Origin of the sequence: Furfurilactobacillus siliginis, from assembly GCF_001437435.1 — a bacterium.
Lineage (GTDB): Bacteria > Bacillota > Bacilli > Lactobacillales > Lactobacillaceae > Furfurilactobacillus > Furfurilactobacillus siliginis.
Map to the genome: position 1 here is coordinate 34019 of NZ_JQCB01000007.1, position 14548 is coordinate 48566.

The 14548-nt window shown below is 44.9% G+C and carries 28 protein-coding genes; all 28 read right to left on the reverse strand.

Annotation, left to right across the window (positions count from 1 at the left end; translation table 11 throughout):
• Positions 1-6: 6 nt before the first annotated feature.
• The 28 genes from IV55_RS06065 to rpsS all read right to left on the reverse strand — a co-directional run bounded on the left by IV55_RS06065 (position 7) and on the right by rpsS (position 14535).
• On the reverse strand, positions 7-810 hold the full coding sequence (locus tag IV55_RS06065; RefSeq protein ID WP_057810373.1) for an energy-coupling factor transporter transmembrane component T family protein: 804 nt from the start codon (positions 808-810) through the stop codon (positions 7-9).
• A gap of 2 nt (positions 811-812) precedes the next feature.
• Positions 813-1685 carry an energy-coupling factor ABC transporter ATP-binding protein gene (locus IV55_RS06070; RefSeq protein ID WP_057810375.1) on the reverse strand — a complete coding sequence of 291 codons (873 nt, stop codon included), beginning with the start codon at positions 1683-1685 and terminating at the stop codon, positions 813-815.
• Complete coding sequence (locus tag IV55_RS06075; protein ID WP_057810377.1) at positions 1661-2500, reverse strand: energy-coupling factor ABC transporter ATP-binding protein; 840 nt, start codon at positions 2498-2500, stop codon at positions 1661-1663. Before IV55_RS06075 ends, IV55_RS06070 begins: the two co-directional genes overlap by 25 nt.
• Before the next feature lie 19 nt (positions 2501-2519).
• Complete coding sequence (locus IV55_RS06080) at positions 2520-3017, reverse strand: hypothetical protein (protein ID WP_057810380.1); 498 nt, start codon at positions 3015-3017, stop codon at positions 2520-2522.
• Positions 3018-3298: 281 nt separating this feature from the next.
• Positions 3299-3682 carry a 50S ribosomal protein L17 gene (gene rplQ / locus IV55_RS06085; RefSeq protein WP_057810382.1) on the reverse strand — a complete coding sequence of 128 codons (384 nt, stop codon included), beginning with the start codon at positions 3680-3682 and terminating at the stop codon, positions 3299-3301.
• A 30-nt stretch (positions 3683-3712) separates the two neighbouring features.
• Positions 3713-4657, reverse strand: coding sequence for a DNA-directed RNA polymerase subunit alpha (locus IV55_RS06090; protein ID WP_057810384.1), 945 nt, complete (start codon positions 4655-4657; stop codon positions 3713-3715).
• Between the two features lie 76 nt (positions 4658-4733).
• Positions 4734-5123, reverse strand: a complete 390-nt coding sequence (rpsK, locus tag IV55_RS06095; RefSeq protein WP_057810385.1) for a 30S ribosomal protein S11 — start codon at positions 5121-5123, stop codon at positions 4734-4736.
• 28 nt (positions 5124-5151) lie between these two features.
• Positions 5152-5517, reverse strand: coding sequence for a 30S ribosomal protein S13 (gene rpsM / locus IV55_RS06100; RefSeq protein ID WP_057810387.1), 366 nt, complete (start codon positions 5515-5517; stop codon positions 5152-5154).
• Positions 5518-5542: 25 nt separating this feature from the next.
• Positions 5543-5662: a 50S ribosomal protein L36 gene (gene rpmJ / locus IV55_RS10155; protein ID WP_081495882.1), complete on the reverse strand. Its 120-nt coding sequence runs from the start codon at positions 5660-5662 to the stop codon at positions 5543-5545.
• Between the two features lie 29 nt (positions 5663-5691).
• A complete protein-coding gene (gene infA, locus IV55_RS06105; protein WP_017262672.1) occupies positions 5692-5907 on the reverse strand; it encodes a translation initiation factor IF-1 in 216 nt (71 codons plus the stop codon).
• 166 nt (positions 5908-6073) lie between these two features.
• Entirely contained in the window at positions 6074-6739 is a 666-nt protein-coding gene (locus IV55_RS06110) for an adenylate kinase (RefSeq protein WP_057810389.1), read from the reverse strand.
• Between the two features lie 2 nt (positions 6740-6741).
• Positions 6742-8082 (reverse strand): preprotein translocase subunit SecY, encoded by a 1341-nt coding sequence (gene secY, locus IV55_RS06115; protein WP_057810391.1) that lies wholly within the window; start codon positions 8080-8082, stop codon positions 6742-6744.
• Positions 8083-8517: a 50S ribosomal protein L15 gene (gene rplO / locus IV55_RS06120; RefSeq protein WP_057810393.1), complete on the reverse strand. Its 435-nt coding sequence runs from the start codon at positions 8515-8517 to the stop codon at positions 8083-8085.
• Between the two features lie 32 nt (positions 8518-8549).
• Positions 8550-8735: a 50S ribosomal protein L30 gene (gene rpmD / locus IV55_RS06125; protein ID WP_057810395.1), complete on the reverse strand. Its 186-nt coding sequence runs from the start codon at positions 8733-8735 to the stop codon at positions 8550-8552.
• A 13-nt stretch (positions 8736-8748) separates the two neighbouring features.
• Positions 8749-9249, reverse strand: coding sequence for a 30S ribosomal protein S5 (gene rpsE, locus IV55_RS06130; protein ID WP_057810397.1), 501 nt, complete (start codon positions 9247-9249; stop codon positions 8749-8751).
• An 18-nt stretch (positions 9250-9267) separates the two neighbouring features.
• Complete coding sequence (gene rplR / locus IV55_RS06135; RefSeq protein WP_057810399.1) at positions 9268-9624, reverse strand: 50S ribosomal protein L18; 357 nt, start codon at positions 9622-9624, stop codon at positions 9268-9270.
• Positions 9625-9704: 80 nt separating this feature from the next.
• Complete coding sequence (rplF, locus tag IV55_RS06140) at positions 9705-10241, reverse strand: 50S ribosomal protein L6 (RefSeq protein WP_057810401.1); 537 nt, start codon at positions 10239-10241, stop codon at positions 9705-9707.
• Positions 10242-10270: 29 nt separating this feature from the next.
• Entirely contained in the window at positions 10271-10669 is a 399-nt protein-coding gene (gene rpsH / locus IV55_RS06145; protein WP_057810402.1) for a 30S ribosomal protein S8, read from the reverse strand.
• Positions 10670-10754: 85 nt separating this feature from the next.
• Positions 10755-10940 (reverse strand): type Z 30S ribosomal protein S14, encoded by a 186-nt coding sequence (locus IV55_RS06150; RefSeq protein ID WP_057810404.1) that lies wholly within the window; start codon positions 10938-10940, stop codon positions 10755-10757.
• 17 nt (positions 10941-10957) lie between these two features.
• The gene (rplE, locus tag IV55_RS06155; protein WP_057810406.1) at positions 10958-11500 is read right to left on the reverse strand and encodes a 50S ribosomal protein L5; all 543 of its coding nucleotides are present in this window, start codon (positions 11498-11500) and stop codon (positions 10958-10960) included.
• A 27-nt stretch (positions 11501-11527) separates the two neighbouring features.
• Complete coding sequence (rplX, locus tag IV55_RS06160) at positions 11528-11836, reverse strand: 50S ribosomal protein L24 (protein WP_057810408.1); 309 nt, start codon at positions 11834-11836, stop codon at positions 11528-11530.
• Positions 11837-11885: 49 nt separating this feature from the next.
• Positions 11886-12254 carry a 50S ribosomal protein L14 gene (gene rplN / locus IV55_RS06165; RefSeq protein WP_057810410.1) on the reverse strand — a complete coding sequence of 123 codons (369 nt, stop codon included), beginning with the start codon at positions 12252-12254 and terminating at the stop codon, positions 11886-11888.
• Between the two features lie 47 nt (positions 12255-12301).
• A complete protein-coding gene (gene rpsQ, locus IV55_RS06170) occupies positions 12302-12565 on the reverse strand; it encodes a 30S ribosomal protein S17 (RefSeq protein WP_057810412.1) in 264 nt (87 codons plus the stop codon).
• A 27-nt stretch (positions 12566-12592) separates the two neighbouring features.
• The gene (gene rpmC / locus IV55_RS06175) at positions 12593-12793 is read right to left on the reverse strand and encodes a 50S ribosomal protein L29 (protein WP_057810414.1); all 201 of its coding nucleotides are present in this window, start codon (positions 12791-12793) and stop codon (positions 12593-12595) included.
• Positions 12794-12795: 2 nt separating this feature from the next.
• Positions 12796-13218, reverse strand: coding sequence for a 50S ribosomal protein L16 (gene rplP / locus IV55_RS06180; RefSeq protein WP_057810415.1), 423 nt, complete (start codon positions 13216-13218; stop codon positions 12796-12798).
• Between the two features lie 2 nt (positions 13219-13220).
• A complete protein-coding gene (gene rpsC, locus IV55_RS06185) occupies positions 13221-13883 on the reverse strand; it encodes a 30S ribosomal protein S3 (RefSeq protein WP_057810417.1) in 663 nt (220 codons plus the stop codon).
• A gap of 12 nt (positions 13884-13895) precedes the next feature.
• A complete protein-coding gene (gene rplV / locus IV55_RS06190) occupies positions 13896-14243 on the reverse strand; it encodes a 50S ribosomal protein L22 (RefSeq protein ID WP_057810419.1) in 348 nt (115 codons plus the stop codon).
• Positions 14244-14259: 16 nt separating this feature from the next.
• Positions 14260-14535, reverse strand: a complete 276-nt coding sequence (gene rpsS / locus IV55_RS06195; protein WP_057810421.1) for a 30S ribosomal protein S19 — start codon at positions 14533-14535, stop codon at positions 14260-14262.
• Between the last annotated feature and the right edge of the window lie 13 nt (positions 14536-14548).

A 14548-nucleotide genomic window follows, 5' to 3' on the forward strand; every position in this document is an offset into this window, starting at 1 on the left:
CCTAACTTAATTTAAATGTCTGAACACGACTAACACAATGTTAATGATCAACACACTAATGACTGCCATCGTATCTGCACTGCGCCAATGCAGTACACGATACTTTGTCCGACCATCACCGCCTTGGTAGCCTCGTGCCTCCATTGCGGTTGCTAATTCATCTGCCCGTGAAATCGCACCTACGAATAATGGAATCAATAGCGGTACGATTGCTCGCAGTCGTTTGATCAAACCACCATTATTAAATTCAACACCACGTGCGCGCTGCGCATTCATAATCGTCGTCGCCTCGTCTAATAACGTTGGTACAAAGCGCAACGCAACTGACAGCATCAAGGCCGTCTGTGCAACCGGAAAATGAACGATTCGAAGCGGCTTTAACATTGCCTCCACACCATCAGCAATCGCCAATGGTGCCGTGGTCAACGTTAAAATCGTTGCCATGGTGATAATCAGTAGAAATCGTAGAAATACGCTAACTGCGGTGGCAATCCCGGTTGATGTCAGCATCAAAACACCCCAATGCCAATAAACATGTCCACCAGGCGTGAATAATAATTGCAAGACTGCAGTGAAAACGATCAGCCAAATCAAAGGACCAATCCCGCGAATAAAATAGCCCACTTTAAGGCCTGTCATTGCAATCAAACCGCCAACTAGAATAAACATAAACACATAGGTCAGCCAATTTGACGTTAAAAAGACGATGACAATTAAATATAACGATAATAATAATTTTGCCCGCGAATCCAACCGATGCAAAATCGATTGCCCCGGTACATACCGACCGAGCGTTAACTGTTCTAACATTGCTAACGCCCCTTTCCGTCCATGGCTGGTAACTGATCAGCTAACTGGTCTGCTAACTGCTGTTCCGTTAATGGTAATTGATTGAATGAAAAGCCCTTTTGTTGTAGTTGAAAGGCAAATTTGGTCGCCGTTGGAAAATCCAACTGCTGATCGTATACCCACTGTGGATCATTAAAGATTGTCTGTGGTGCACCAGCCTTCAACACTTCACCATGGCCCATTACGACAGCCTGGTCAGCATAGTCAGCCACATCATCCATCTGATGCGTGACTAACACGACCGTCAACTGCTGCTCCTCATGCAACTGCTCAAACATTTGCATCATGTGCTCACGTCCAAGCGGATCTAACCCTGCTGTCGGCTCGTCTAACACTAAGACGCGCGGTTGACTGGCCAAGACACCAGCAATCGCTACTCGCCGCATTTGACCGCCTGACAGCTCAAAGGGAGAGCGTTCTAGTACATTGTCTGGTAACCCGACCGTTTTAGCAGCCTGAACTGCCATATCGTGAGCTGTATTCTCATCAAAGCCAAAGTTTAACGGACCAAATGCGATGTCTTTTACCACGGTTTGATCAAACAATTGATTCTCAGGAAACTGAAACACCATGCCGACATGCTGATGTAAGTCTTTCAAATGTCTATTGCTTGTTGTACTAGTCAACGTGAAATCATCTACCTGAACCTGGCCACTCGTTGGCTTCAATAACCCATTTAAATGCTGGACCAACGTACTTTTACCACTACCGGTATGGCCAATGATTGCCGTAAAAGAACCATCTGGCAAGGTCAAGTTGACATCCTTTAACCCAGTGGCAGCAAATGGTGAATTCGGCTGGTACGTAAAGTTTACATGGTCAAATGTGATTGCCATAACCAGTCCTCCATTTCTGTATCACTCAAATAGTGATCAGGATGCACACTACCCTGTTGTGCTAGTGATCGCGCCAACCGCGTAGAAAACGGCTGTGCTAACCCTGAGCTGGCCAGGAGGGCTTCATTCGCAAATATTTCCGCAGGCTTACCCGTAGCAAGTTGTTGCCCATCATTCACAACAATTAACCGTTGCGCACGAGCTGCCTCATCTAAATCATGTGTAATTGAAATAATTGTTGGTGCTTTTTCTGATTGCCGTAACTTGGTAATGACATCCATCACCGTTTGCCGTCCATGTGGATCAAGCATGCTCGTTGCCTCATCTAAAACAATAATGCTTGGATTCATGGCAATAATTCCAGCCAGTGCAACACGCTGCTTTTGGCCACCCGATAGACGACTTGGTTCACGATCGGAAAACGCAGCCATATCCACTTGCTTTAATGCAGCATCAACCTTTTGAATCATTTTATCGCGGGGAATACCAGCATTTTCCAGTCCAAAAGCCACATCATCAGCGACTGTGGCCCCAACAAACTGATTATCAGGATTTTGAAACACCATCCCAATTTGCTTGCGTACATCCCACACTGAATCGGGCGTCAATTTGATACCAGCAACAGTAACCTCACCCTCGCTAAAATCAACAAGGCCATCTATAGCCCGAACAAGTGTACTTTTACCGGACCCATTATGACCCACAATGGCAACCCATTCGCCTTGTTCCACAGTCAATGAAATGTGATCAAGCGCAGGCTGTGCCACTTCTGGATAATGATACGTTAAGTTTTTTACCTCAATCATTGCTGCCATAAGATTCCCTCAATGTTCACTAATCATTTTGTGACACCGTTACATGGTGTTCTTCACCTGTATGCGCTGCATGAAGCAATTGCCGCATATCACTTTGATATTGCTGATAAAAAGCCGTTGTCGCATTCCCTTTGCGTAACTTACTAGCATTAGGATCGGTTAGTAAATGTGTGTTCCAGTCAGTGACTAATTGTGCTGTTGCTGGATTGAACAATCCGTCTTCATCTAATTGATCAAATTCAATATGCTGTAAACGACCAGCAGAATCCACTGTCGCCACCGCCGTGATGTGATAGCCGACTTCGCCATGCGCATCTGCCAGTGTATAGTGCCCTGGTTTAAACGCCTCTTTAGGTAACACCTTAGCCGCCTTTTCACTCAAACGACGTAGCTTTGATTCATGCGCTTGATGCTCTCGTTCAGCATTAATCGTCGTGATTGCGGTAGCACCCAACGTAATCGCCGCTAGTAACAGCACCACAGCTCCGGTCAGCACCTTAACGTGGTGTGTTCGCATACTTGTCTTCACCTCATTATAAAACCTTTAATACCGCACTATTTTAGCGAAAATCCTGTCCTAGTGCAACTTAAGCCCGTTTTCATAAATCTATGTACAAAAAAATCACTTAGTACCACGGCGCGAGCAATTGCTCATTCAAGCTAGACTGGGCGAACGCGATCGCCATCATCATAACGCTTTATACCATTGGCACTAGTGATTATTTTGAATATTCAAATACTAAACCCATCCGTCGATTGATTTAGGGTAGCTATTCGTACTACCGAGAATGCTGATGATTAGTCAACGAATTCCAAGATTACCATCTGTGCGGCATCGCCACGACGAGGCATGGTCTTGTACATCCGAGTATAACCACCATTGCGTTCAGCAAAACGAGGTGCTAAGTCATCAAACAACTTTTGCAAAGCAGTTTGTGCAGTAACCTTGTCGCCATCTTCCTTAACGTCAGCAACGACGTCACGAACGAAAGCAGCAGCTTCACGCCGAGCATGCAAGTCGCCTTGCTTACCCCAGGTGATCATTTGGTCAGCAGTCTTACGTACTTCCTTGGCACGTGCTTCAGTCGTTTCAATCCGACCGTTAACGATCAAGTTGGTCGTTAAATCGCGTAACAAAGCTTTACGTTGAGAACTGGTCCGTTGTAATTTGCGGTAGCTCATGTTTAAACCTCCTTTGGTAGGTAAGTCTGACTAGTCTTCCTGTTTCAAGGACAAACCTAAGCCAGCTAATTTTGCCTTAACTTCTTCAAGTGACTTACGACCAAGGTTACGTACCTTCATCATGTCAGCTTCTGTACGATCAGTTAACTCTTGCACCGTGTTGATACCAGCACGTTTCAAACAGTTATATGAACGAACGGACAGATCTAACTCTTCGATGGTCATTTCGAGCATCTTTTCCTTGTGTGTTTCTTCTTTCTCGACCATGATTTCAGCATTCTTTGCTGTATCGGTCAAGTCAACAAACATTGCAAGGTGTTCAGTTAGAATCTTCGCAGCAAGACTAATTGCTTCACTAGGTGTGATTGAACCATCGGTCCAGACATCAAGTGTGAGCTTGTCATAGTCATCGCGTTGACCAACACGGGTATTTTCAACCTGGTAGTTTACACGTTCGATTGGGGTATAAATGGAATCGATAGGCAATACACCGATTGGCATATCGTCCTGACGAGCTTTATTTTCATCAGCTGAAACGTATCCACGGCCCTTATTTGCAGTTAAGTGCATGTGGAAGGTAGCCCCATCTGCAACTGTACAGATATAAAGATCTGGGTTCATGATTTCAACATCAGCGTCTGTTTGAATGTCACCAGCGGTAACAATCGCAGGACCCTTAACATCAATATCCATACCCTTTTCTTCATCAGTGGCCATCTTCAAAGAAACCTTTTTCATATTCAAGATGATTTGCGTAACATCTTCAACGACACCCTCAACAGTTGAGAATTCGTGAAGGACGCCATCGATTTGAATACTAGTGACTGCCGCACCAGGCAATGATGAAAGTAAAATCCGCCGCAGCGAGTTCCCTAAGGTCGTGCCGTAGCCACGTTCTAGTGGTTCAACGACGAACTTCCCATAGTTGTTGCTTTCATCGATTTTATGAATGTTTGGCTTTTCAAATTCGATCATTCTTCTGTTTACCCCTTTCAAAACTCGTCTAATTTAATTAATGAACGTTCATCACTCCAATTAGTGATGTCATCAATTAAACACGACGACGCTTTGGAGGACGAGATCCATTATGTGGTACTGGTGTAACGTCACGGATTGAAGTAACTTCCAGACCGGTAGATTGTAAAGCACGGATTGCGGCTTCACGACCTGAACCAGGTCCCTTAACGGCAACTTCAACAGTCTTCATGCCATGATCCATTGAACCCTTAGCAGCTGCTTCAGCAGCCATTTGGGCAGCAAATGGAGTTGACTTACGACTACCACGGAAACCAAGAGCACCGGCTGAAGACCAAGCAACAGCGTTACCTTGCACGTCCGTAATCATAACTAATGTGTTGTTAAATGTTGAGTGGATGTGTGCAACACCAGACTCAATGTTCTTTTTAACACGACGCTTACGCGATGTTTTTTTAACTGCCATGAGAAATGCTAACCTCCTTTATCTTAAATTACTTCTTCTTGCCAGCAATTGCTTTAGCTGGGCCTTTGCGAGTCCGAGCGTTGTTCTTCGTGTGTTGTCCACGAACTGGTAAACCACGACGGTGACGCATGCCTCGGTATGAACCAATTTCTTGTAAGTTCTTGATGTTCATTGATACTTCACGGCGAAGATCCCCTTCAACCTTGTAGTTATCAACAATTGCACGAATCTTGTCTTCGTCTTCAGGAGCTAAATCCCGAACACGAATGTCTTCGCTAACACCTGCTTCAGCCAAAATCTTTTGTGCTGAAGTATTACCGATTCCGAAAATGTAAGTTAACCCAATCACGATCCGTTTGTCACGTGGTAAGTCAATACCTGCAATACGAGCCATAACAATTACCTCCTTTTATTTAGAATTATTTACCTTGCCGTTGTTTGTGCTTAGGGTTAGCTGAACAAATCACCATAACCCGACCGTTACGTTTGATAACGCGACAGTGTTCACACATAGGCTTAACTGATGGTCTTACTTTCATGATTTTCCTCCAAAATTATGAGGCTGCGGTTACTTGAAACGGTACGTAATCCGACCCTTAGTTAAGTCATACGGTGACATTTCAACCGTGACTTTATCCCCAGGCAAAATTCGGATGTAGTGCATCCGGATCTTACCAGAGACATGGGCTAAGATTTCGTGACCATTTTCAAGTTCTACCTTAAACATTGCATTAGGCAATGTTTCTTTGACAGTACCTTCGATTTCGATTACATCGCTTGCCAAGCAGAGTTCCTCCCCTGAATTGAATTTGATTCTCTAAATACGGTGGCGTCAAATGACGGAAAAAACGGCGAAAACAGCCGTTTCCACCCTTTTTACACAATCTCTTGCGTAAACCATACCAAGAGAGCTTATCACAATCTTAAGGGTACCACAAGCACTTGACCTGTTAGTTGTTCACTGACTGCAGAACATTAGCGACATCTTTGAAGACATCATCAATGTTTCGCTCACCGTTAATGGTGTGTAAAACAGTTTGCTTCTCATAGTAATCAACAAGTGGCGTGTTCATCTTAATGTTCACAGCCAAACGATTCTTAACCGTTTCCGGTTTGTCGTCGTCCCGTTGGTAGAAATCGTGTGACCCACAAACATCACAAGTTCCTTCAACCTTAGTTGGGTTACTAATCCGGTTGTAGGTTGCCCCACAAACTCGGCAAATGAAGCGCGCTGACAAACGATCGACCAAAACGTCAGGGTTAACATCGATGTTAATCACTGCGTCAACATGGCGATTCGAATCTGCCAACATTTGATCCAAAGCAGCTGCTTGGTCAAGATTACGTGGATAACCATCCAACATGAATCCATTTTCCAAAACGTCTGCTTGACTCAAACGATCTTTAACAATACCGTTCGTTACTTCATCAGGCACAAGTTCACCTTTATCAATGTAGGCTTTGGCTGCAAGACCCATTTCAGTCTCGCTGGCCATTGCTTCCCGAAAAATATCACCTGTCGAAATATGTGGCACCTGATATTGTTCGTCGATCTTTTGTGCTTGCGTGCCTTTACCGGCACCAGGCAAGCCCATTAAGATTAAATTGAAAGCCATGATTAATCCTCCTGTTTTTCTGCTTCTTCATGTTCATTTAGCTGATCGTCAGCGATGAAACCAACATATTGTCGTTTCATCATTAATCCATCTAGTTGACGGATAATGTCGATAGCCACACCAACGATGATTAGTAGTGATGTCCCACCTAAACCGATGGATTCATCCAGTCCCCAGATATCACTGGCAAGCAGTGGAATCAAAGCGACCAAACCAAGGAACAATGATCCAACCGTACTGAGTCGCATCAACAGACGCGAAACAAACTCTTGGGTATCGTGGCCTGGCCAAACACTTGGAATGTAACTACCTTGTTTTTGTAGATTCTCCGACAGTTTCTCAGGATTAACCTGAACAAACGCATAGAAGAATGTGAACAAGACAATCAGAACTGTGTATAAAACAGCCCCTTCAGTTGTCTGCATGTTAAAGATCTTAGACATTACTTGATACCAACCATCATCACCATGCGTTTTTTGGAACGCCAACAAAATAGTTTGTGGCGTTGAAATTAACGAACTAGCGAAGATAACTGGAATCACACCTGCAACGTTGACCTTTAATGGTAGATAACTACCTGAGCCAGACGTTGTGGCACGACGGGTATATTGAATGGGAATGCGCCTTTCGGCTTGTTGAACCCATGTAACGAAGATGATGATGATGATAACTAAGATCAACACCGCCGCTACAAACAATACACCTTGCCAGATTTGACCTTTGGCAGCGTTAGAAACGTTCTCTTGCCATAATTGCTGAAGACCCACAGGGGTTCTCGCAACAATTCCGGCGAAGATTAACATTGAAACCCCATTTCCAAGACCACGTTGTGTGATCATGTCACCGAGCCATGTTGCAAACATGGTTCCGGCAGTTAACAGGACACCAATCATAATGAACGTTTGTGCATTCGGTGTTTTAACCAAGTGCATTTGTCCTAACGCATTGAACCCAGCAGTGATCCCGATAGACTGAACAAATGCTAAAACAATTGTTAAGTACCGAGTTGCTTGATTCAACTTCCGCCGACCTACATCACCTTGTTTACTCCACTCAACAAAACGTGGCACGATGTCCATTTGGAGCAATTGCACCACGATCTGTGCAGTAACAAAGGGTGAGACCCCCATTGCAAATAGGGAGTAGTTTGTTAAGCCACCACCAGAAAAGATGTTCAATACATTAACAAGCCCGGAGCTCGCCACTGCTTGTAAAGCACGTGCATTCACTCCGGGAACGGTAATGTAACATCCTAATCGGTAAACAACTAAAACAAACAGGGTGAAGAAGATCTTATTACGGATTTCACGGCTTTTAAACGCATTTGAAATCGTTGAGATCAACTAGATCACCTCAGTCTTACCGCCGGCTGCTTCAATTGCAGCAACTGCTGCGTTTGAGAATTTGTTTGCGTGAACTGTTAACTTCTTGGTAACGTCACCGTTTCCAAGAATCTTAACGCCACTCTTTTCATTCTTAACTAAACCTGCTTCAACTAAGGCTGTTGGCGTTACGTCAGCACCGTCATCAAACTTGTTTAGTGAAGCTAAGTTCACAATGGCGAATTCCTTGCGGTTAATGTTAGTAAAACCACGTTTAGGAATACGACGGTACAGAGGCATTTGGCCCCCTTCAAAACCGACACGTGTCTTACTACGGGCTTTTTGACCCTTTTGTCCACGACCGGAAGTCTTACCGTTACCGGCTGACACACCGCGTCCACGACGCATGCGTTCTTTACGAGAACCTTCGCTTGGTTGTAATTCGTTCAACTTCATTGGGTTGGCACCTCCTTACGCGAGAAATAATGTTACTTAACTTCTTCAACAGTTACTAAGTGCGCAATCTTCATGATTGCACCGCGAGTTGCTTCGTTGTTAGGACGGACAACAGAACTGTTGACACGACCTAAGCCTAAGCTATACGCAACGTTACGAACCTTTGGCTTCTGGTGAACGGCACTTTTCACTAAAGTAATCTTGACTTGTTCAGCCATGAGTTTCGTCCTCCTATTCAGCTAAGTGTTCGACAGATACGCCACGTAATGCAGCAACATCTTCGGCACGTTTCAAGTCCTTAAGTCCTTCAAAGGTGGCACGCACAACGTTAACCGGTGTGCTTTCACCAAGAGACTTACTTGTCACATCAGCAACACCGGCCAATTCCATAACGGCACGGACGGCACCACCTGCGGCAACCCCAGAACCTTCAACGGCTGGCTTCAACATAACCTTAGAACCTGAGTAAATCCCCAGAACTTCGTGAGGTAATGTTGATCCAACAGTTGGCACCTTGATCAAATTCTTGTGAGCTGCTTCCACAGCCTTACGAATTGCTTCAGGCACTTCCTGCGCTTTACCAGTACCAAAGCCGACGTGACCATTGTGGTCACCAACAACAACTAAGGCAGCAAACCGAAGACGACGACCACCCTTAACAACCTTGGTAATACGGTTGATTGAAACGACGTTATCTTCTAAATCTAACTTACTTGGGTCGATAAAAGCCATTTGGTTATTCCTCCTTCTCTAGAATTTAAGTCCGTTTTCACGAGCAGATTCAGCTAAAGCTTGAACCCGACCATGATATAAGTAACCGCCACGATCGAAGACAACATCAGCAATCTTCTTTTCGTTAGCGCGCTTAGCCACCAATTCACCAACAGAAGCAGCTTTTTCTGTCTTCGTGGTACCCTTGATGTCTTTGTCTAGTGTCGAGGCACTTGCCAGCGTCACACCCGCTACGTCATCAATTACTTGAGCGTAGATGTTTGAGTTAGAACGGTAAACGTTCAAGCGTGGGCGCTGCGCAGTACCAGAAATTTTGCCACGTACGCGTGCATGACGACGTTGACGTGTTTTGTTTTTATCTGGTTTCGAAATCACAACAATTCACCTCATATTTTATTCGCAGTGTTAACGTGCGCTGCGACACGATTCGGAAAACTAGTGATAGACGATTAAGCCTACTTACCAGTTTTACCTTCCTTACGACGGACGATTTCGCCTTCATAGCGAATCCCTTTACCTTTGTAAGGCTCTGGTGGACGGATACCACGGATTTCCGCAGCGTAGTCCCCAACTTGTTGCTTGGAGATTCCTGATAAAATCACTGTCGTGTTGTCAGGAACTTCAACAGTTACGCCTTCACGACCGTTAAATTCAACGGGGTTAGAGTAACCAACGCTCATGATGAGCTTCTTGCCTTGTACTTGGGCACGATACCCAACACCGACAAGCTTCAACGTCTTCTTGAAACCATCCGTAACACCTTCAACCATGTTGGCGAAGTTGGCACGTGTAGTCCCATGAATGGCTTTAACCTTATTGTTGTCATTAGGACGGTCAAAAGAAACTTCTGAACCGTCAACTTTCATGGTGATTAAGTTAGAGAACGTGCGAGTTAATTCACCCTTTGGTCCCTTAACCGTAACATCATTACCGTTTTGCTTAACTTCGACCCCTGCGGGTAAAGTTACAACTTTATAACCAATACGACTCACGATTTACACCTCCTGTCTTAATTTAATGATTACCAAACGTAAGCGAGCACTTCGCCGCCGACGTCTTTTTGACGTGCATCTTTATCGGTGATCACACCTTCAGACGTAGAGATGATCGCAATCCCTAAACCGTTCAGAACCTTAGGAACTGAGTCAGCCTTCACGTATGAACGTAAACCAGGCTTTGAGATCCGCTTTAAGCCGGAAATGACACGTTCGCCATCCTTACCGTACTTAAGGAAAACACGGATGATACCTTGTTTGTCGTCTTCAATGTATTCAACATCGCGAATGAAACCTTCATTTTTTAAGATTTCAGCAATGTCGCGTTTAATCTTTGATGCAGGTACTTCAACTGAATCATGGCGCACCATGTTGGCGTTCCGGATCCGTGTCAGAAAATCTGCAATAGGGTCAGTCATAGACATCGATATTTGCCTCCTTTTAGTATCGAGATAAAACAATTAAACGACTTGAAAGGAATCCAAATCGAATTTCAGTAAAGACCGAAGCCTACCAGCTAGCCTTTGTCATGCCAGGAATTTGACCCTTATGGGCTAAATCACGCATGCACAAACGACATAGATGGAACTTCCGGTAAACTGAGTGTGGACGTCCACAACGTTCACAACGCGTGTAAGCTTGCGTTGAAAACTTAGCTGGGCGTTGGCTTTTGATCACCATTGATTTCTTTGCCATGTTTGTGGAACCTCCTTTTACTTAGTAAACGGCATCCCGATTTGAGCTAATAGCTCACGGGATTCTTCATCAGTGTTGGCGGTGGTTACGATGACAACATCCAAACCACGAACCCGCTTAACATTATCGTAATTGATTTCAGGGAAGATCAGTTGTTCACGAATCCCTAAGGTGTAGTTACCACGTCCGTCAAAGGAGCGGTTAGAAACACCACGGAAATCACGAACACGTGGTAATGACACATTGATCAACTTGTCTAAAAAGTCATACATCCGTTCACCGCGCAAAGTTACCTTGGCACCAATGGACATTCCTTCACGAAGACGGAAGCCGGCGATTGATTTCTTGGCTTTTGTGATGACAGGTTTTTGACCTGAGATCAAGCCAAGTTCTTCAACGGCTTCATCTAAGTTCTTTGAGTTAGTGGTTGCATCACCAACCCCCATATTCAGCACAATCTTGTCGATGTGTGGGGCTTGCATGCTTGAACTGTAGTTGAATTTTTCAATCAAGGAAGGTTTAATTTCCTTTTCGTATCGTTCTTTCAAACGGTTAGTCATTCTAAGATATTCCTCCTTTCCCTAAAATTAAGCGATTGTCTTGCCAGATTTCTTAGCAACACGAATCTTCTTGCCGTCTTCAATCTTAAAGCCAACCCGAGTTGGTTCTTTAGTTGAAGGATCGATTAACATCACGTTTGAGACGTGGATAGGTGCTTCAACATCAACGACGCCACCTTGTGGGAATTCGTTGTTTGGCTTCTGGTGCTTCTTAACCATGTTGATACCTTCCACGACAACGCGGTCTGACTTAGCTAAGGTTTGCTTGATAGCGCCTTCCTTACCCTTGTCCTTACCTGCGATTACGCGAACTTGGTCTCCAGTTTTTAAGAACATTCTGCTGTGCACCTCCTGTTCAACTTATGCATTCAGCTTAATTAATTGATTACAGTACTTCAGGTGCCAGTGAAACGATTCGCATGTAGTTGCCTTCACGCAGTTCACGAGCAACTGGTCCAAAGATACGCGTGCCTTTAGGGCTCTTGTCATCTCCGATGATGACAGCAGCGTTATCGTCGAACTTGATGTATGAACCGTCAGTACGGTGCATACCGGAAACAGTCCGGACAATAACAGCCTTCACAACGTCACCCTTTTTTACAACGCCACCTGGTGTTGCTTGTTTAACAGTAGCAACGATGATGTCACCGATGTTGGCTGATTTACGAGTAGAACCGCCAAGAATCTTGATGGTCAAGATTTCACGGGCTCCTGAGTTATCAGCAACTTTTAAACGACTTTCTTGTTGAATCACGGTTATATCCTCCTTCCGCAGCTAATTAGAATACGTAGAAATAGTTATTACAGGATGACTGCCTTTTCAACGATATTCAGTAGGCGGAAGTGCTTAGTCTTAGATAAAGGCCGAGTTTCCATGATCCGTACGATATCGCCAGTCTTAGCTTCGTTGTTGTCATCTTGCGCAACGAACTTCTTGGTGTATTTAACCCGCTTACCATAAACAGGGTGCATCTTGTAAGTGTCAATTGCGACGATGATCGTCTTATCACTCTTATCTGAAACCACGTGTCCTTGGTAAACCTTGCGCGCGTTACGTTCACTCATAGGTTAAGTTCTCCTTTCGTATTCTAATTATTTGCTTTGGCTTAATTCTTGTTGACGGAGTGCCGTCTTCAACCGGGCGATGTTCTTACGAACTTGCTTCAACCGAGCGGTGTTTTCTAATTGACCAGTAGCCAATTGGAAGCGCAGGTTGAATAATTCGTCCTTGTAGCCCTTTTCTTTTTCAAGCATTTCAGCAGTGGTTAATTTGTTAACATCAGTCATTTTCATAATTATTCGCCACCTACTTCTTCACGTCCGATGATTTTCGTCTTAACGGGCAGTTTGTGGCTAGCTAAACGTAATGCTTCGTGCGCAACGGCTTCTGAAACACCGCCAACTTCGAACATTACCTTGCCGCGCTTAACTGGGGATACCCAACCTTCAGGTGCCCCTTTCCCGTTACCCATACGAACACCGACACCCTTTGAGGTGTAGGACTTATGAGGGAAAATCTTAATCCAAACCTTACCACCACGCTTCATGTAACGGTTCATAGCAATACGAGCCGCTTCAATCTGGCGGTTAGAAACCCATGATGAAGTTTGAGCCTGAAGACCATATTCGCCGAAAGCGACAGTCTTACCACCCTTGGCTTCACCACGCATGTGACCGCGGAATTCCCGACGGTGCTTTACACGTTTAGGTACCAGCATGATTATTTCCCTCCTCGTTGAGTATTTGTTGACTTCTTGGCAGGGAGCACTTCACCACGGTAGATCCAGGTCTTAACACCTAGCATACCGTAAGTGGTACGAGCTTCGTCCCATGAATAGTCAATATCTGCACGTAACGTGTGCAATGGAACAGTTCCTTCTGAGTAACGTTCCTTACGGGCGATATCAGCACCGTTCAAACGGCCAGATACCATTGCCTTAATTCCGTGAGCGCCTGAACGCATAGTGCGTTGGATAGCACCACGCATAGCACGACGGAATGCAACACGTTGTTCAAGTTGCTTAGCAATTGAATCCCCAACTAAATGAGCATCCAAGTCAGGCTTCTTGATTTCAATGATGTTGATGTGTACTTGCTTGCCAGTCAAGTTGTTAAGTTCCTTCCGGAGCTTTTCAACTTCTGACCCACCTTTACCGATAACCATCCCAGGCTTTGCGGTGTGAATGGATAATACCACCCGACCAGCAGCCCGTTCGATTTCAACGGTTGAAACAGATGCGTCAGCAAGTCTTTGATCGATAAACTTACGGATCTTCACGTCTTCGATTAACCAGGTAGCATAATCTTTATCTGCGTACCATTTGGCTTCCCAATCGCGGATTACTCCGACACGGAATCCGTTTGGATTTACTTTTTGACCCACGCTCGTTTCCTCCTACTTTTCAGATACGACTACTGTGATGTGGCTAGTCCGCTTGTTGATTGGTGATGCGGAACCTTTAGCCCGAGGACGGAACCGCTTAAGGGTTGGTCCTTCGTTTGCAAATGCTTCTGTAACAACCAAGTCTGTACGATCCAGATCAAAATTGTTTTCAGCGTTTGCGACAGCAGACTTCAATACTTTTTCAACGTCTTCGGATGCACCGCGAGGCGTGAATTTTAGAATAGCAAATGCTTCATTAACGCTCTTGCCGCGAATAAGGTCAACAACTAGGCGAACCTTACGAGCAGCGACACGAACAGTCTTTGCAGTTGCTTTTGCAGATGTAACTTGTTCAGCCATTGTTCAGTCCTCCTAATTATTTACCGGTTGCCTTATCGGAACCGTGTCCGCGGAAAGTCCGCGTTGGAACGAATTCGCCAAGCTTGTGACCAACCATGTCATCAGAGATGAACACTGGGACATGTTTCCGTCCGTCATAAACAGCGATTGTGTATCCGATGAAGCTAGGGAAGATGGTTGAGCGACGTGACCAAGTTTTGATCACGGTCTTCTTTTCAGAATCCGCTTGCGCAGCGATCTTCTTCAGCAGATGTTCATCGGCGAAAGGTCCTTTTTTAAGACTACGACCCATCGTGTGGCCTCCT